This window comes from Treponema socranskii subsp. buccale (assembly GCF_024181585.1).
In the GTDB taxonomy this organism is placed as follows: domain Bacteria; phylum Spirochaetota; class Spirochaetia; order Treponematales; family Treponemataceae; genus Treponema_D; species Treponema_D buccale.
Genome location: NZ_CP054258.1, coordinates 2335739 through 2352614, shown reverse-complemented (window position 1 = coordinate 2352614; position 16876 = coordinate 2335739). Strand labels below are relative to the sequence as shown.

Annotated in this window: 16 protein-coding genes; 13 read left to right on the top strand and 3 right to left on the bottom strand. The window is 51.8% G+C overall.

What is annotated here, in order from left to right; all coding sequences use genetic code 11:
• From HRI97_RS10655 to HRI97_RS10645, 3 genes are read left to right on the top strand one after another with little or no spacing between them, the layout of a single operon-like run.
• Window positions 1–414, top strand: coding sequence for a bactofilin family protein (locus tag HRI97_RS10655; protein ID WP_180485028.1), 414 nt, complete (start codon window positions 1–3; stop codon window positions 412–414).
• Window positions 411–944, top strand: a complete 534-nt coding sequence (locus tag HRI97_RS10650) for a YaaR family protein (RefSeq protein ID WP_253725425.1) — start codon at window positions 411–413, stop codon at window positions 942–944. Before HRI97_RS10655 ends, HRI97_RS10650 begins: the two co-directional genes overlap by 4 nt.
• 60 nt (window positions 945–1004) lie before the next feature.
• Window positions 1005–1931, top strand: coding sequence for a PSP1 domain-containing protein (locus HRI97_RS10645; RefSeq protein ID WP_253725424.1), 927 nt, complete (start codon window positions 1005–1007; stop codon window positions 1929–1931).
• Window positions 1932–1956: 25 nt separating this feature from the next.
• Here the strand turns inward: HRI97_RS10645 and HRI97_RS10640 are convergent, their stop codons facing one another.
• A complete protein-coding gene (locus HRI97_RS10640; RefSeq protein WP_253725423.1) occupies window positions 1957–2688 on the bottom strand; it encodes a class I SAM-dependent methyltransferase in 732 nt (243 codons plus the stop codon).
• 227 nt (window positions 2689–2915) lie between these two features.
• Here HRI97_RS10640 and rplM point away from each other — a divergent pair, with 227 nt between their 5' ends.
• The 4 genes from rplM to HRI97_RS10620 all read left to right on the top strand — a co-directional run bounded on the left by rplM (window position 2916) and on the right by HRI97_RS10620 (window position 6800).
• On the top strand, window positions 2916–3344 hold the full coding sequence (rplM, locus tag HRI97_RS10635) for a 50S ribosomal protein L13 (RefSeq protein WP_253725422.1): 429 nt from the start codon (window positions 2916–2918) through the stop codon (window positions 3342–3344).
• Window positions 3345–3358: 14 nt separating this feature from the next.
• Complete coding sequence (gene rpsI / locus HRI97_RS10630; RefSeq protein WP_180485033.1) at window positions 3359–3751, top strand: 30S ribosomal protein S9; 393 nt, start codon at window positions 3359–3361, stop codon at window positions 3749–3751.
• Between the two features lie 3 nt (window positions 3752–3754).
• The gene (locus tag HRI97_RS10625; protein WP_253725421.1) at window positions 3755–4363 is read left to right on the top strand and encodes a regulatory protein RecX; all 609 of its coding nucleotides are present in this window, start codon (window positions 3755–3757) and stop codon (window positions 4361–4363) included.
• A 178-nt stretch (window positions 4364–4541) separates the two neighbouring features.
• On the top strand, window positions 4542–6800 hold the full coding sequence (locus HRI97_RS10620; protein WP_253725420.1) for an FAD-dependent oxidoreductase: 2259 nt from the start codon (window positions 4542–4544) through the stop codon (window positions 6798–6800).
• 156 nt (window positions 6801–6956) lie between these two features.
• On the opposite strand, the gene HRI97_RS10615 is transcribed toward HRI97_RS10620, so the two are convergent.
• A complete protein-coding gene (locus HRI97_RS10615; protein WP_253725419.1) occupies window positions 6957–7694 on the bottom strand; it encodes a hypothetical protein in 738 nt (245 codons plus the stop codon).
• Window positions 7695–8047: 353 nt separating this feature from the next.
• Here HRI97_RS10615 and HRI97_RS10610 point away from each other — a divergent pair, with 353 nt between their 5' ends.
• From HRI97_RS10610 to HRI97_RS10590, 5 genes are all read left to right on the top strand, one after another.
• On the top strand, window positions 8048–9277 hold the full coding sequence (locus HRI97_RS10610) for a dicarboxylate/amino acid:cation symporter (RefSeq protein ID WP_253725418.1): 1230 nt from the start codon (window positions 8048–8050) through the stop codon (window positions 9275–9277).
• Between the two features lie 253 nt (window positions 9278–9530).
• The gene (locus HRI97_RS10605; RefSeq protein ID WP_253725417.1) at window positions 9531–10583 is read left to right on the top strand and encodes a leucine-rich repeat domain-containing protein; all 1053 of its coding nucleotides are present in this window, start codon (window positions 9531–9533) and stop codon (window positions 10581–10583) included.
• Between the two features lie 278 nt (window positions 10584–10861).
• Window positions 10862–12391, top strand: coding sequence for an ABC transporter ATP-binding protein (locus HRI97_RS10600; protein WP_253725416.1), 1530 nt, complete (start codon window positions 10862–10864; stop codon window positions 12389–12391).
• Window positions 12388–13566: an ABC transporter permease gene (locus tag HRI97_RS10595; RefSeq protein WP_253725415.1), complete on the top strand. Its 1179-nt coding sequence runs from the start codon at window positions 12388–12390 to the stop codon at window positions 13564–13566. The genes HRI97_RS10600 and HRI97_RS10595 overlap by 4 nt, the downstream gene beginning before the upstream one ends.
• A gap of 1 nt (window position 13567) precedes the next feature.
• The gene (locus HRI97_RS10590) at window positions 13568–14503 is read left to right on the top strand and encodes an ABC transporter permease (protein ID WP_253725414.1); all 936 of its coding nucleotides are present in this window, start codon (window positions 13568–13570) and stop codon (window positions 14501–14503) included.
• Window positions 14504–14646: 143 nt separating this feature from the next.
• On the opposite strand, the gene HRI97_RS10585 is transcribed toward HRI97_RS10590, so the two are convergent.
• On the bottom strand, window positions 14647–15402 hold the full coding sequence (locus HRI97_RS10585) for an RsmE family RNA methyltransferase (RefSeq protein WP_253725413.1): 756 nt from the start codon (window positions 15400–15402) through the stop codon (window positions 14647–14649).
• A gap of 126 nt (window positions 15403–15528) precedes the next feature.
• On the opposite strand from HRI97_RS10585, the gene HRI97_RS10580 reads away from it, so the two are divergent.
• A complete protein-coding gene (locus tag HRI97_RS10580) occupies window positions 15529–16860 on the top strand; it encodes a hypothetical protein (protein ID WP_253725412.1) in 1332 nt (443 codons plus the stop codon).
• Window positions 16861–16876 lie beyond the last annotated feature (16 nt).

Here is a 16876-nt window from a genome sequence, read left to right as displayed (position 1 = left end):
ATGGCGCTGCGCTCCGACGACTTTTCGATCAACACGGTTATCGGTGAAGGTTCGGCTGTTTCAGGCGATCTGCGGATAAACGGTTCAGTCCGTTTGGACGGCGACGTGCGCGGCGATCTTTATACCGACGGTAACGTGCAGATCGGCGAGCGTGCTCGGCTGTGCGGCAATCTTACCGCGAAGTCCGCGATTGTCGGCGGCATCGTACTCGGCGATATCATTGCAAAAGAAAGCGTAACGCTGCTTTCCTCGGCCGCCGTCATCGGCGATATCATTTCACAAAAAGTACTGATCGAAGAAAAGGTGATTTTTCACGGTCATTGTATTTCCATCAAAGACGAAGCGAAGTACCTTGCGTCGTCGGAACGCTACCTCGAAGCGAAAGCCATTCGCACAAAGGCGGCGTTTGCATGAATACGGTCGACCCGCTTAATCAATCGCTTTATTTTACCGCAGTGTCTTCGGCTGCGGGAGAGGCGGCGCGGGAAGCGAAAAAAAAAGAAAAATCGGGTGCGCAGCAAAAAGCGGGCATATTTTCCGCAATGCTGAAAAAAAACGAAGAAGCGAATGAACTTGCGTCGGCGGGACTTCCGGCCGAAATTGCGGGTATGTCCGCTGAAGATGCGGTCGTTTTTTTGAAAGACCGTGTGACGACCGCCGGTGACAAGCTTGTCGATTCCATGTCGGAAGATGCCTTTGTCGAATACCGGCGTGCGGTAAGCGCTCTTATGAAATACGTTGTAAAGTACAGCTTTGAGCTTGAAGAATTTCGGATGCCGAATCGGCGGACGAAAAAAGAAAAAGTTGTTGTGCAGCTGCGGATCGTCGATGAAAAACTCAACGATCTTGCGTCGGAAATCCTTGCGAATCAAATCGACAAACTGCTTATTTTGAAGCGGGTTGAAGAGATTCAGGGATTGCTCGTCGATGTATTGGCATCCTGATGTTGCCGTAAAAATTAATAATCAGATTGTTAAAACCGAAAACGTGCGGAAGAGGCTGTCATGAGCGATATTTTTGAAAACGATATAGATGACGAGAGAGAAAATCTTGAAGCGCTTGAAGATGCTGCGGATGAAAGCGAGCAGGGAGAAGCGGATTTTACTCCCGATAAACCGCTGTATCATTTAAAACTCGAATATTCGCGCGAGAGCATCTATGCGACGGCGGAAAACGTGCAGGGCGTAAAAGCGGGTATGCGGGTTATCGTTCCGACGCGGTACGGACGCGATATCGCACTCGTGCTCGGTGAAACGAAAAGACCGCGCGGTGTGCGCCGAAACGATATCGTCGATATAGACCGTATCGTATCGAAAGAGGATGCGAAGCGCGCGGAAGAGCTGCAAACCAAAGAAAAAGAGGCGGTCGCGGTCTTTAAAGAAAAGGTTACGGCACATCATCTCGATATGAAATTGATTCAAGTGCATTTTCTCGTTGCCGAGCAAAAAGCGCTGTTTTTTTTCAGTTCCGACAACCGCGTCGATTTTCGCGAACTTGTCAAAGATTTGGTTTCCGTATTTAAAATGCGCATTGAACTCAGGCAGATAGGCGTACGCGACGAAGCGCGCATCACCGGCGGGCTCGGCGTCTGCGGCCGCCCGTACTGCTGCCATTCCGTTTCCGATAAAATAAGACCGGTGTCCATCCGCATGGCAAAAGATCAAAATCTTTCACTCAATTCGATGAAGATTTCGGGGCAGTGCGGCAGACTTTTGTGCTGTCTTTCGTACGAATTCGATTGGTACAGCGATGCGCGGAGAAATCTGCCGTCCGAAGGTATTCATCTGTTTTATGACGGAACGAATTTTAAAATCACCGAAGTAAATCCGCTTACATCGATTGTAAAAATGCTCGGAGAAGACGGGCGGCTGCTCGAAGTGAACGCAAAACGCTTTACAAAAGATTCGAACAATCGCTGGCGCATCGGCTGACGGCCGCTGTACCGCGCGATCGTTTTTACCGTATGAGACAGACGAGTTCGTTGTCCGCTTCGTTGAATTCGTCCATGCCGTATGAACCGTAAAACGAAAAATCCGTAAAACCCGCTTCCCGCGCGAACAGGATGATTTCGTCTTTTACGAGCGGATACAGTTCTTCGTTTTGCATAACGGGAAGAATTGTGCCGTTTCCGGTTTCGAGCGTTTGATTTAGGAAAAATCTATCGTCTTTTCCTGCCGAAATCGAAGATGAAAGTTTTACTCTGATGCTGCTGCGGTAGGGAAGAGCGGTTGTGCCGCTTTTTAAGACCGTCGAAAAATTATAGAGATGGAGTACGAGCGTACCGCCTTCGGAAAGCAGCGCTTTGCAATCGGAAAAAAATTTTTTCAACAGCATTTTGTCTTTGATAAACGCAATGCGGCTGTTCAAGCACGAGATAACATTGTAAAAATTTTTTCCGAGAAAACGTTTCATGTCGAGCGTTGAAAGCTGAAAAAAACGTATGGGCATAAGCTGCGTTCTTCGGCGCAGAGTCGCTATTTCGATGAGATCTTTTGAAACTTCAATGCCTGTTACATCCGCTCCGTCTTTGACAAGAACGTGTTCCAGTGATCCGGTACCGCAGCCGATTTGTAAAAAACGCACGGGCGCGGGATAGTTTTTTCCGATGCGTGCGTAAAAATCTTTTTGTTCGGCGGTTACGGGGTATAATTCATCGTAGTATTCGGCAACATTTTGTATTGAAGTCATAGCGTTATTATAAACTATCCTGTCGGAAAAGCAAGAAATATTCGGTAAATCGATTTTATGACGAGACGGCAATATACTGTCAACAATATACTTGACTAAGCGATAAAAAATAAGATACAATAAGCTTCCCCGTATTGAAAGACGTCGGCCGCTCACCGCCGTCTTGCGTTCGACGGCGCGATGCATCGTTATCGAACGCGCATACTTTTATTTTGTAGGATTTTATTATGGATACGATTTTTGTAAAAGCGCAGGATATAAAACGCGCATGGTACGTGATCGACGCTGCGGGTAAACCGCTCGGCCGTGTCGCCGCGAAAGCCGCTTCTCTCGCGCGCGGCAAACACAAGGCGGAGTATGCGCCTCACCAAAACACGGGTGATTACGTCGTCATCATCAATGCGGACAAAGTTGCCGTTTCCGGCGGAAAAGAGCAAAAGAAAATGTACTACAACTATACCGGTTTTGTCGGCAACCTCAAGCACTATACGTTTGAAAAATTGCTTGCCCGTCATCCGTCCGAGCCGCTCGAGCGCGCCATCAAAGGCATGCTTCCGCACAACAGACTCGGCCGCGTGCTCTTCGAAAATGTAAAAGTGTATGCAGGCGCGGAACATCCGCATAAAGCGCAGAATCCTCAGCCGCTTGAAGTTTGATCAGGAGTTTCAATATGGTAAAAAATTTGGCAATCGGTACGGGAAGAAGAAAGACTGCGGTCGCGCGTGTTTTCGTGCGCGAAGGTTCGGGTAAAATCGTAGTCAACGGAAAAGAACCGAAAGATTATTTTATCACTGAAGAACAGGTGCAGATCGTCCGCCGGCCGCTGCTCGTCACGTCGAACGACAACAAATACGATATCCTCATCACCGTTGAAGGCGGCGGTATGAACGGTCAGGCTGCGGCTTGCCTCCACGGCATTTCGCGCGCACTCGTTCAAATCGATCAGGATTCCCGCACGGCGCTTAAAGCGAACGGATACCTGACGCGCGATTCCCGTATGCCCGAACGTAAAAAATACGGTCAGCGCGGCGCACGCAGAAGATTCCAATTCAGCAAGCGTTAAGCGGTGGTCGTTTCAAAAACGAAGCAGGTATCCTCCGGTTGTATAAAAATTACGACCGAAGAAGGACCTGCTTTTTTTATCCGCGAAGCGTATTTGACGCGCGTCATCCCTGAAGCGATTTCAGACGGCGGCGTTTTTTCCGGCGAAGATGAAGAAGACATTATCGACGCGGGATTTTGTTATGCGGCGGAATCGAAAGCGCTTTCGTATTTGGCGCGGGCGGAACAGTCGCGCTTTAATTTGACGCGGAAACTCGGTGCAAAAGGTTTCGAAAGGCGCCATATCGAAAAAGTGCTCGATTACCTCGAACGCGAAGGCTTTCTTTCCGATGCGCGCTTTGCGCGCGCGTGGCTCAATGCGCGGAAAATCAATCACTCGGAGGGAAGGGCGAGACTCTCTTCCGAACTTGCTTTTCGCGGCATAGCGCGCGATGTCGCCGATGCGGCGCTCGACGAATTCTTTTCGGAAAATTCGGAAGAGGCGATTTGCAAAAAAGCGCTCGAAAAATGCAAGCGCCGCCGCATGCGGGAAGATAAAATTATCAATTATTTGCGGCAGCACGGCTTTTCGCAAAAAACGATACGGAGCGCTGCGGGTAAAAGCGAGCTTTGACGGGACGCCGCGCGGTGCGTCCCGTATTCGTTTTTAAATGCCGAGTTCTTCGAAGCGGTAGGATTCGCTTTCCGTATTCGCTTTCGTATTCTGGACAAAAATATGCAAAAGACATATAATATCATAAAAATGTGCTCGCGCGTATGTTTTGGCAAGGTTTTATATTAGGAGGCCTTATATGAAAGTATCGGACAATCGCGTTTTATCAAAAATTGCGGTTTTATCTGTGTGCGTTGCAATGATGCTCTCACTTGCTGTGGGCTGCGGCAGCGGCACAAAAGTCAAATGGGACTACCAGGCCGATGTCGTCATCATCGGAGCGGGAGGAGCGGGTTTACCCGCCGGTCTTAAAGCGATCGAAGACGGCGCATCCGTTCTTTTCGTGGAAACGAACTGGGATGTCGGCGGACACGCGGCGGTGAGCGAAGGTCAGCTTCACTCCGGTGGCAGCACGGTTTCACAAAAAGAATGGGGCATCGAAGATTCGGCCGACTTGTACTACTACGATCATACCAGAGGCGAAGCGGTCGATGCGCGCTTTAACGAATTTTCCCAAGTCCGTTCCGTTGCGAACAGTATGGCAAAAGCGTACGACTTTATCTTAAAGAACGGCGTAAAGGTATTGGAAATCGAACCGATGGTCCGCAACTACTACCGCGACGGCGGAACGGATCCGGACAGCGTCGGACGCATGACCTATTCCGACAGCGGCGAATGGAAAAACGAATACACCGGCACGACGGCTGCAGGTGTTGCGGTTACCCGCCCGCTCGAAAAATCGGTTCGCGAAAAGGGTGCGAAATTCCTGCTCAACTATCACATGGACAAAATCTACCGTGAAAACAGTCAGTCGGGAAAAGTGCTCGGCGTGCAGGCTCACTATACGCCCCACGTTCTGCCCGGCGAAAGCAAACCGCTTACAAGCCTTATGTCGGACGGTAATATCGACAGCACAAAAGAAATGCTGAACATCAAAGCCAATAAAGCCGTTATCATCGCAACCGGCGGTTCGACCGGCAACGTGCAGTTCCGCACGATGTTCGATCCGCGCCTCGGTCCCGAATACGACGGCCTCGGCGGTATGCCCTTCTCCGATCAGGATGCGTCCGGTGAAATCGCCGCGATGGAAATCGGCGCGGCTCTTTTGTCGGCGTCGTCCTACCAGATGTCCGAAGGCGGCGCGCAGATGAAAGCGCCGAGCCGCATCGGATGCCAGTACGGCTACGGCCGCGGCTTTATGAAAGACAGCAAACTCTGGGCGCTTTCGAGAGCGACCGGTATCGAAATGGATCTCAACAGCATGATCGTCGTCAATATGCTCGGTCAGCGCTTTGCCAATGAAGACGATTACCGCGGAGTATTCCCCGGTTCCGAATATCAGAACTTCTTTAATAAAGCCGCATCGAGCGTATTTATCGATGCGGACGGCGACGGAAACGCCGAATGCTACGGCGGCCCGGTATGGGCGATCGTCGACGATGCGGCAGCGAAACGCAACGACTGGGTTATGGAACAGGGCGTTCTCGACTTCGACGGCGGCTATGCGTTCAAAGCCGATACGATCGAAGAACTCGCACAAAAAGTCGTCAACAAATACTACGAAAACATCAAGATGGATCCCAAAATCCTCGCCGACACGGTCAACCGCTACAATTCCTTTGTCGCGGCCGGAAAAGACAGCGACTGGGGAAAGAAGACGCTCCAGAACCAAATCAAAACCGGTCCCTTTTACGCGCTGTGGGCGGTGTCGAACATTCACGACACGCTTGCAGGTTTGCGCGTCGATGACAAAATGCAGGTTGTCGACATGCACGGAAAACTTATTCCGAACCTTTTCTGCGCGGGCGAATCCGCCGGCGGTATGAGAGTGCACGGACTCGGCCGCGTCATCACGGCGGGCTACATCGCAGGCCGCTCGGCCGCGTCCGTCGATAAAGACGGATTTGCGACGGCGAGCACGGCGCTCGATCCCGCATTTGCCGGAGACGAAACGAACTACAAAACGAAGACCGACAAAGCTTCGTACTTCAGCGACCGCGGTTCTACGCGTGCGACGAAAACTCAGTCCGAAAAAGAAGCCGAATTGGCGGCAATCGCATCCGGTCAAAAAACCGCCCCTGCCTCCGGTTCCATCTTCAACTATACGACCGCCGTACAGGTCGTCGCAAACAACACCTTTACGGGCGCATCCGACAAGGGTATGGGCGGAACGGTTCGCGTTCAGATCACCGTTAAAGACGGCAAGATGACGGACATCAAAGTGATCAAACACGCCGAAACGCCCGGCATCGGCCCCGAAGCGATCGCAAAGCTGACCGAGCAGGCGCTGCAAAAACAAAGCGCGGATCTCGACACGATTTCCGGTGCGACGATGACGTCAACCGCGTTCAAAGAAGCGCTCGCGACGGCAATGAAAAAAGCCGGTTTAACAAAATAAATTTAATAATTCTCTACGTTCGCTTTGCTCCGCTTTCTGCGGTGTAAAGCGATGTGCGGCGGCTTCGATTCGTTCGGCCGCCGTATTTTTTTTGCATACGAAAAAACCCCGATGCCCGTATAAGGGTATCGGGGTCGTTTTTCCCAAGCGTTTTTGCTATATAAAACGCGATAAAAGTCCCGGCGCTTTCGATCCGGCTTTTATCCAAGAAAGCGACTGTTTTGCACTGCGCCTGCTTTTGGCGCCGTCGAAGACGGCGAGGTAATCGGCGAGCCACGATGCGAGAGCGCCGTCTTTTTCGGCTGCTTCATTTTGGACGTCGCATGAGACGAGTACGACCGAAACGTTTTGCTTGTCTCCGGCATACGCTGCGATATTTTCGGCAAAGGCGATAAACGCGGCTTCGGCACTGCTGACAAAGGGGCCTGCAGCGTTTGCGGTGCTGCTCCGAAGCGCTGAAGAGCGAATGACGTCGGCCATGTTCGGATGATGACGCACGATATATATGAGTTTGCCGTTTGCTTTGCGCTGTTCGATGCGGTTTAAGATTTCCATCGTTACATAGCAATAACCCGCAATCATCGTGTCGATCGCGCGCGTGCATTCTTCGGGCGAAAGCGCCGTAAACTGCTGCGCGTATACGGCTGCATCGAAATAGAGCACCGTTTCATCGATGACCGTAAATGTGTTTTCCGCCTGCAGCACGAGGGAACGGGCGGACACGGACGAAGGTCTGTTCCACGATGCGATGACGATATCGCCTGCCGTAACGGAAGCGCTGTCGCTTTCGGGGTTGCCCGTCACGACAACATTGTATCCCGCAAGCGCCATGCCGTCGGCAAAGTCTCCGCCGTAAGGCAAATCTTTTCCCGCAATTAAAATTGTCTTTTCCATAGATGCGACAGTATACCACACTCTTGTGCAAATAAAAAGCCGTCGTTCGCATGTATCCGCTTGATGTCGTTCCAACCGATAGTTCGGACGGCGCCGTTTTGCCATCCCGCCTTCCGTACTTCGGTAACCCTCATTCCCGCCGCCGCTCCCGCTCGCGGCGGGAACGCTTCGCGGTACTCCACGCGGGCGTAGGCCGGAACGACAACGTACGGTGAACGGAAGGGCTGCTGCCGGGAGTGCCGCCGATTTTTTATATCGCTCTTGTTTTCGTATATATACCGTTTCCGCTACACCTGCCCCGTACGGCGTGCATGCGATTGTACGAAAGGCGGGCGCTGTGCTATACTGGCCGTATGAAACTTTGGCTCAAATATTTGATCGGAGCGCTGCTCGGTATCGCGCTTTCGTTTGCCGTGCCGTCGACTTCGGAAGCGGCGTCTTCCGCGCTCGCTTTTATTACGGAAGTGATCGTCAGATTCGGCAGGTATATCGTCGTGCCGCTTATTTTTTTTACCGCGATGACGGCGGTCAACAAACTGCGCGAATCGAAGATGATTTTAAAAACCGGCATATGGACGGCAGCCGTAACGGTCGTTTCGGCATTGCTTTTGACTTTTATCGGCCTTGTTGCGATTTTGGCGATCCGTCTGCCGCGCATTCCCATCACTGCGGATAAAGCCGCCGAAGCCGCTTCTCTCAACATAAACGATTTGATACGCGCGCTCTTTCCGTCGTCCGCTTTTGAAACGCTCATAAACGGTACGTTTTTGTTTCCCGCATTTTTGTTCGCGTGTTTTTCAGGCGGCGCGTGTACCGGCGATCAGGCGGCGTTTCGTCCGATCGTGACGATTACCGACGCGCTTTCAAAGCTCTGCTACAATATCGTAACGCTCTTTACCGAAGTCCTTTCGATCGGCATGATAGCCGTCATGTGCAGCTGGGCGATTCAGTTCCGCACGGTCGTCACAGGCGGCACTTTCGTTCCGCTCATCCTCCTCCTGTTCGGCATATTCATACTCGTCGCCGGAGGCATCTACCCCGTGCTCTTGCATTATATTTGTCACGATCCGCACCCGTACCGCGTGCTCTATGCGAGCCTCTGTTCGATCATTACCGCGTTTTTCAGCGGCGATACGAACTTCGTGCTGCCGATCAACATGAGAGCGGGTAAAGAAAGCCTCGGCATCAGGCGCAGAATCAACGGCATCGCGTATCCGCTCTTTTCGATTTTTGCGCGGGGAGGAGCGGCGCTCATCGTGACGGTCGGTTTCGTCGTCATCTGGCGGTCATACGCATATCAGAGAATTCCCGTAAGCAATATCCTGTGGATTTACTGCATGTCGATCGGTTTATCGTTTTTGCTCGGCGGACTTCCCTCCGGCGGCCCCTTTATCGCGCTTACGGTGCTGTGCACGCTTTACGGCCGCGGCTTTGAAACGGGCTATCTCCTTTTGCGCCCCGTCGCTCCGATCCTCTGTTCGTTTGCCGCAGCTTTCGACGTTTTAAGCGCGATGTTCGGAAGCTATATCGTCGGTGTGAAAACGAACATGATAGAGCATCATTCGGTACAGCATTTTATTTGACGGAAAAGGGCGGTGTAAAGATACCGAATATTTTACTTGCCGATTTTCGTTCTTTGTCTTATACTAAAGCTATGAGAGAGTACAGACTGCATCTTTCCGCGTATACGCCCGCCCGCCCGTACATAAAGGGCGCACAACATATACACCGCACAATACGCACGAAGGGCATATCGCCCCCGTGTATTTTTTTATATCCCTACGCAAACGGATATCGGAATTGTCCGGTATCAATTAACAAGAAGGAGGTTGTTTTATGAAACACACGATAAGAACGTTTTTTACGTTCGCTTTGGCGCTGGCGCTGTTCGGCATAACCGCATGCAAAGGTCCGAGCGACAACAACAGCGGCGGTACGGACGAAGGCGTAAGGCCATGGACGGCTGAACTTACCCTCAGTTCCGATAAGCTTGGCATTAAAGTTACGGTCACAACCGACGACGGCACTCCCGTTACGGTAGAAGGCTGTACCGAAACGGAACTCAAAAGCGGTATCGAAACCGACCTGAACGCAAACGGCACGACGGTAAAGCTTACGGGGAAAATCACCAAGCTGTCCTGCGGCAGCAATAAGCTTACCGGACTTAACGTGCAAGGCGGTAAAACCGCTTTGAAAGATCTGCGCTGCGATGACAATAAGCTTGCCGCTCTCGACATGCATGGCTGTACCGATTTAACGGGTCTAAGCTGCGATGGAAATGAACAACTTATCTCCCTTAACGTACAAGGTTGTACCGCTTTGACAAATCTGTCCTGCCAAAACAATGGGCTTTCCTCTCTCGACGTGCAAGGTTGTACCGCTTTGACAAGTCTGTCCTGCCAAAACAATGGGCTTTCCTCTCTCGACGTGCATGGCTGCACCGATTTGGGAAGTCTGCGCTGCGATGAAAATAAGCTTACCTCTCTTAACGTGCAGGGCTGTACCGCTTTATTCTGGCTGGGCTGCGCCGGCAGCAAGCTTGAAACTCTTAACGTGGAGGGTTGTACCGCTTTGTCAATGCTGTCCTGTGCGAAAAATAAGCTTACTTCTCTCAACGTACAAGGCTGTACCTCTTTGGGATTTCTGGACTGTTACGGCAACAAGCTTGACGCAGCCGCATTTACAAAGATTTTGAACGCCTTACCTGTACATGCAGGCGGACAATGTACACTGTACACTGAACAAACCGGCGTTACCGAAGGCAATTGTAAAGACTTTACTTCAGCAACTGCCCCGGCGAATCTGAAAGCAGCCTTTACCAAGGCAAAAACCGAAAAGAAGTGGACGATGAAAAAGTATAATGGAAGCGGAGACTCGGTTGAAATTTAATGTAATTAACGGGCACATGTGCGAGGTTCCGGGGACGCGGATGCTTTCAAAATCTCACTATCGGACGGAAGAGAATTCTATCATGATGCCGTCATAACGCAGCAGTTGAATTGCCAAATATGGAGAAAATATTGAGGCGGCATTCGGTGTAAAAGCCGGAGTGCTGCCTCGATTTTTATCTGCCGCATATCACACACAGCCGCAAAAAATCCTATACCGCAATTTCGCAATCTGTGCTATACTGTTATGTATAATCTCTGTACAAACCGGAGGCGTGAATGGACGGCGATAATTACGTAATCGAAATGCTTCACATCAGAAAGGAATTCCCCGGCATCGTTGCAAACGACGATATCACGCTGCAGGTAAAAGACGGTGAAATCCACGCGATACTCGGCGAAAACGGAGCGGGCAAATCGACGCTCATGAGCATTTTGTTCGGGCTCTATCACGCCGACGACGGTACGATAAAAGTACACGGTAAAGAAGAGGCGATCAAAAATCCGAACGATGCGACGAGATTCGGCATCAGCATGGTGCATCAGCATTTTCAGCTTGTGCGCAATTTTACCGTCACCGAAAATATCATCCTCGGAAACGAAGGCGCTTTCGTGCTGCGCCGGAGGGAAGCGTCGAAAAAAATTAAAGCGCTGAGCGAAAAATACGGACTCAACATCGACCCCGATATGAAGATCGAAGACATTTCCGTCGGTATGCAGCAACGCGTCGAAATACTTAAAATGCTCTACCGCGATGCGAAGATATTGATCTTCGACGAACCGACGGCAGTGCTCACGCCGCAGGAGATCGACGATCTCATGCAGATTATGAAAAATCTCGCCAAAGAAGGCAAATCGATTATCCTCATCACGCATAAGCTCAACGAAATAAAGACGGTCGCCGACCGGTGTACGATTATCCGGCGCGGCAAAATGATCGGCGTCGTCGATGTCGCATCGACGAGTATGCAGGACATGGCGGCGAAGATGGTCGGTCGTCCGGTAAATTTTAAAGTCGATAAAGCGCCGTCGCATCCGGGGCGTGCGATCCTTGAGATTAAAAATCTTTCCGTCATGAATGCGAAAAACGTCGCCGGTGTCAAAAACTTTTCGCTTTCGGTACACGAAGGCGAAATCGTCGGGCTTGCCGGCGTCGACGGAAACGGGCAGAGCGAACTCGTCGAAGCGATCACGGGTTTGACGCCGATCGCAGGCGGTTCGATTTTTATCGACGGGGAAGACGCAAGCGCTTTTACAATTCGCGAGCGCAACGAAAGCGGCATCGCGCATATTCCGGAAGACCGGCAAAAGCGCGGTATCATCCCGACCGAATCGATTGCGGAAAATATCGCCGTCAAAGATTTTTACCGCTGGCCTTTCAGCAAGCGGGGCATCCTCGACGACAAATATATCAATTCATACGCCGAAGACGTCGTCAATAATTTTGACGTTCGCTCGGGTGAGGGGATAAAATCGCCTGCGGGAAAACTTTCCGGCGGAAACCAGCAAAAGCTCATCATCGGCCGCGAGCTTTCCGTTAAACCGAAACTGCTCATCGCCGTTCAGCCGACGCGCGGACTCGATGTCGGTGCGATCGAATATATTCACAAACAGATCGTCGCTCAGCGTGACAAGGGAAACGCCGTGCTGCTCGTTTCGCTCGAACTCGACGAAGTGTTCAATTTGTCCGATAAAATCGCCGTTATAAGCGGCGGTGAACTTATCGATATCGTAAAAACACAGGAGACGAACGAACACGCGGTCGGTCTTATGATGGCGGGCGTCAAACACGGAGGAGCGCAGCGATGAAGCACGGGGCAACGCATATCGAAAAACGTGAAAAAGCACAAAAACGGAAGGGTGAAAAAAACGAAGAACGTAAAAGCGGACCGTTTTTAATTGCGCTGAGCGCCGTCGTGCTCGGTCTTGTTGCAGGCGGCATTCTCATGGCGGTTATCGGAGAAAATCCGCTCGAAGCGTATCTCTATATGTTCCGCGGCAGCCTTATGAATTCGGAGCGCGTCGGAAACATGATCGCCGTTTCGACGACGCTGTTTTTTACCGGACTCGCATTTGCGTTCGCGTATAAAACGGGCTTGTTCAATATCGGCTGTTCCGGGCAAATGCTCGCAGGCGGTATAGTCGCGACGATAGCCGCGCATTATCTCTTTTTGCCGCGTCCGCTCTATCTCATTGCATTGATCCTGTGCGCAGTGCTCGGCGGCGCGCTGTGGGCTGCGATCCCCGGTTTTTTTAAAGCGAAATTCAACGTGCATGAAGTCGTATCGACGATTATGATGAATTGGATCGCTTATTGGAGCGTGTATTATTATATTCCCGCATATCTCAAAGGGCCGTCGCTTGAAACGGAAAGTTCCGCAATCGCCGTAACGCAGTCGCTCCGTACTCCGTGGCTTACGAATCTCTTTGCCGGTTCCACGTACATCAATTTAAGCGTTTTTATCGCTATCATCGCCCTCGCCGCCGTGCAGTTTTGCTTGAGTAAAACGACGCTCGGTTTCAGTTTAAAAGCCGTCGGCGCAAATAAAAGCTGCGCGGAATATGCGGGTATCAGCGTCAATTCGAGCATCGTTTTGTCCATGATGATTTCGGGTGCGCTTGCAGGACTGGCCGGTCTTTCCTACTACACGGGCTATTCGCTCAATATGCAAATCGGCGTCATGCCGTCACAAGGCTTCGACGGCATAGCGGTCGCCTTACTCGGCGCTTCGACGCCCGTCGGTGTTTTGCTCGCGTCGATATTTTTCGGCATACTGCAGTCGGGCAAAGGATTTATGAACGCGATGACATCCGTTCCGCCTGAAATCGCCGACACGATCATATCCGTCATCATCTACTTTACCGCGACGAGCATTTTGTTCGAACGGCTGTGGAACGGCGTTTTCCGTGCCATGCGCGGAAAGCGGAAAGCAAATAGTAACAATGCCGATAGCGCGCAGCGTGCGGCGCAGGGAGGCCGCTGATATGTGGGAACTTTTATCGCAGATTTTTCCGTACGTCATCGCATATACGATTCCCATGCTCGTCACGAGCTTGGGCGGGCTCTACAGCGAACGTTCCGGCGTTACGAACTTGGGGCTTGAAGGACTCATGCTTTCAGGTTATTTCGGAAGCGCATTCGTCATCAAACTCACCGAAAACGTATTGCCGCACGGCGCGTATACCGCCCTCGGTTTGGCGGCGGGAGTGCTGTGCGGCATACTCGTCGCGTCGCTTCACGCGTTCGCATCGATCAATCTGAAAGCCGATCAGACGATTTCCGGAACGGCGATCAATATGCTTGCGGCCGCTCTCACCGTGTACGTCGCGCGCCTCGTCACCGGAAGCGGCAATATTCCTATCGTCATGGGCATCGTGCGCGACGACATTCCGTTTCTTTCAAAGATTCCCGTACTCGGCGCGCTGTTTTTTTCGCGCTCGTACTGGTCGACGTGGCTCGTGCTTGCTGTTTGGGGATTTTCGTTTTGGCTTTTATACAGCACGTCCTTCGGTTTGCGTCTGCGCGCCTGCGGCGAACATCCGTCGGCGGTAGAAAGCGCAGGCGTCAACGTGCACAGGATGCGCTGGTTCGGAGTGCTCGCAAGCGGTGCGCTTTCGGGACTCGGCGGCGGCGTTATGCTCGTCACGTACAGCGGCGAGTTCAACGGCAGCGTCGCAGGTCTCGGCTTTTTGTCGATCGCGGCGCTCATCTTCGGGCAGTGGAAGCCGCTCGGTATTTTAGGCGCGACATTCTTTTTCGGATTTTTTACGACGCTTGCAAACGTGTCGCAGGCGATCCCCGCGCTCAACGTCGTGCCGACGGTCATCTTCAAAGTGTTCCCGTACATCGTCACGCTCGTAGCTCTCGTCTTTTCATCGAAGCACATGTCCGCACCTGCAGCCGACGGAATTCCGTATTGATATCTTTGCCGAAAAGGGCGGCGCTTTTTCGGCAAAGCCGCATACGATAAGCTTCCGCGTACAATCGTTTTTTACGTACCGCCGATTCCGTGTACAATTTTTTTTCCGCGTGCCGACGTCTCTGCGTACCGCTGCGTCTCCGCCTATCCCAATATTCCCATTGCCGCCAAAATGATCGAAGCTGCGGTCGTCGTCGCGGTTTCCGTGCGTAAAATCCGCTCGCCCATCGAACAGCGCGTATAACCGCAGTTTTCGAAACGCGCGCGCTCGGCATCCGTCCATCCCCGCTCGCTTCCGATTGCCGCGATAACGGGACACGGAAAAAGTTTTTCACCCTTCTTTTTCGAAAGAAAGGCCGTAAGCGAAAGAAGCGCGTTTACATTATCGAGCGCAATTTTAATCGCACTCTCTTTATCCGCGGCGGCAATACATTCGGCAAGCGTTTTATGCAGCGAGAGGCAAGGCACGTGAGTGCTTCCCGCCTGAGCGCTTCCGTCGAGGAGCATTTTATACGCCGCTCCCCGCTCGACGAGTGACGAGTGCATATAGGATTTTTCACCGAGCTCCGTTCCCGTCAAAAAAATGTGCGAAGCGCCGAGACCCGCGACGTCGCGCAAAAGACGCTTGAGCTGGATAGGGCGCGGAAAGCCGACGATGAGCGTAAGAGGCGAAAGGGGCTTTCCGTCCGTTTCGGGCGTAAACGAAAATCGTATGGCGCCTCCTTCCGTTCCGGAGCTTATATCCGTAATCAAAGCTTTTCCCGCCATTCCGCCGATGACGCCGGCGCTGAATGTGTCGCCCGTTTTTTTGTGAAGGATCTTTACGATATGCCGCGCGCGTTCGTCGCAAAGCGGAAGCGGATTATTGATTTCGTCGGCGGTAAAAAGACAGATATTCATGATTTTAAAAAACGGCGCAAATACACCTCAAAAAAGTTTTTTGGCGTTATTTTAAAAGCCGCCGCGGGAAAATCCTAATTCAATCGGTCGATTTAATCAAGCGCAAAATCGTGCTATAATGACGCCATGCGAAAAAATCGATTCAACGATATGACGTGGCCCCTTATGCTGTCCGCGTTTTCGAAAAATACGGATTTTCCGATCGCATCATATCACCGCATCCTCTCTTCGGATTTTCCCGAATTTATTAATAAGTATGTCGATCTCCCGATTTTGCAGCGGCTTTCGGGCATAGGGCTTTTGTGCGGTACGGATTGGACGCCGCTCTATCGAAATCGATTTTTTTATTCGCGGCTCGATCACAGCGTCGGCGTTGCGCTCATATTGTGGCACTTTACGCACGACCGAGCTGAAACGCTCGCAGGCTTTTTGCACGACGTTTCGACGCCCGTTTTCAGTCACGTTGCGGATTTCAGAAACGGAGACGCGCTTACGCAGGAATCGACGGAAAACGAAAACGAATCGATGATCCGAAACGACGATGCCCTTTACGCTATGCTCAAATCCGACGGTATTTCGATCGATGCAGTCGCCGACTATCACGTCTATCCGCTTGCGGACAACAAGCTCCCGCGTCTTTCGGCTGACAGACTCGAGTACATGTTTCCTTCGGGAGCCGCGCTCGAAGGAAGCTGGACGCTTTCCGAAATCGCAGAAGCCTACGGCGACATCGCGATCTGCATCAACGAAGACGGAGAACGTGAGCTCGGCTTTCGAACGCAAAAAATTGCGGAAACCTACTGTGAAAAAACTTGCCGTACGGGACACATTCTGCAGCTCAACGAAAACAAACTTGCACTCAAGCTGCTTTCGGATATCGTCGACCGCGCGATCGCGATCGGTTTGATCGCCGAAAAAGACTGCTATGAAAAAACCGAGCGCGAAATCGTCGCCCGATTCGATGCTTTCAGTGAAAGCGTGCAAAGCGAAAATGCGGCGAACGATACTGTACACGGCGGAGCTGCGGCAAACGGGGATTTGCACGGCAAAGGTGCGTCCGGATGCAACCGTGATATTGTGTGCGCCGCTTCCCGGAACGTACGTACGCTTTCCGACACGGCAAGTGAAGATTTTCGTGACGCCGCTTCCCGTAACCCGTCGGCTTCCGCTCCGCAAAAAGAATTCGTTAAGCGCTGGCGAACGTTCCGAACGATGACGCGCATCGAACATACGGATGACGCATTGCCCGATCACTTTTGCGTATCGCTCGACGTAAAGATGCGCTATATCGACCCGCTCGTCATCGGCGACGGCGAAAGTGCCGCCGGAGCGCGGCGGCTCACGAGCGTTTCAAAAAAATCGGCTGGTCTCGTCGAAGATTTCCTTTCGTGGCGCGATACGAAATACGGATGCGCCGCGTACGCATTTCCTTTGCGTTTTGCAAAAAAACATTACTAGCTATAAAGCAAAAAAT

Coding starts and splice junctions, on each gene's coding strand:
- HRI97_RS10655 (WP_180485028.1), top strand. CDS start 1: ATGGCGCTGCGCTCCGACGACTTTTCGATCAACACGGTTATCGGTGAA.
- HRI97_RS10650 (WP_253725425.1), top strand. CDS start 411: ATGAATACGGTCGACCCGCTTAATCAATCGCTTTATTTTACCGCAGTG.
- HRI97_RS10645 (WP_253725424.1), top strand. CDS start 1,005: ATGAGCGATATTTTTGAAAACGATATAGATGACGAGAGAGAAAATCTT.
- HRI97_RS10640 (WP_253725423.1), bottom strand. CDS start 2,688: ATGACTTCAATACAAAATGTTGCCGAATACTACGATGAATTATACCCC.
- rplM (WP_253725422.1), top strand. CDS start 2,916: ATGGATACGATTTTTGTAAAAGCGCAGGATATAAAACGCGCATGGTAC.
- rpsI (WP_180485033.1), top strand. CDS start 3,359: ATGGTAAAAAATTTGGCAATCGGTACGGGAAGAAGAAAGACTGCGGTC.
- HRI97_RS10620 (WP_253725420.1), top strand. CDS start 4,542: ATGAAAGTATCGGACAATCGCGTTTTATCAAAAATTGCGGTTTTATCT.
- HRI97_RS10615 (WP_253725419.1), bottom strand. CDS start 7,694: ATGGAAAAGACAATTTTAATTGCGGGAAAAGATTTGCCTTACGGCGGA.
- HRI97_RS10610 (WP_253725418.1), top strand. CDS start 8,048: ATGAAACTTTGGCTCAAATATTTGATCGGAGCGCTGCTCGGTATCGCG.
- HRI97_RS10605 (WP_253725417.1), top strand. CDS start 9,531: ATGAAACACACGATAAGAACGTTTTTTACGTTCGCTTTGGCGCTGGCG.
- HRI97_RS10600 (WP_253725416.1), top strand. CDS start 10,862: ATGGACGGCGATAATTACGTAATCGAAATGCTTCACATCAGAAAGGAA.
- HRI97_RS10595 (WP_253725415.1), top strand. CDS start 12,388: ATGAAGCACGGGGCAACGCATATCGAAAAACGTGAAAAAGCACAAAAA.
- HRI97_RS10590 (WP_253725414.1), top strand. CDS start 13,568: ATGTGGGAACTTTTATCGCAGATTTTTCCGTACGTCATCGCATATACG.
- HRI97_RS10585 (WP_253725413.1), bottom strand. CDS start 15,402: ATGAATATCTGTCTTTTTACCGCCGACGAAATCAATAATCCGCTTCCG.
- HRI97_RS10580 (WP_253725412.1), top strand. CDS start 15,529: ATGCGAAAAAATCGATTCAACGATATGACGTGGCCCCTTATGCTGTCC.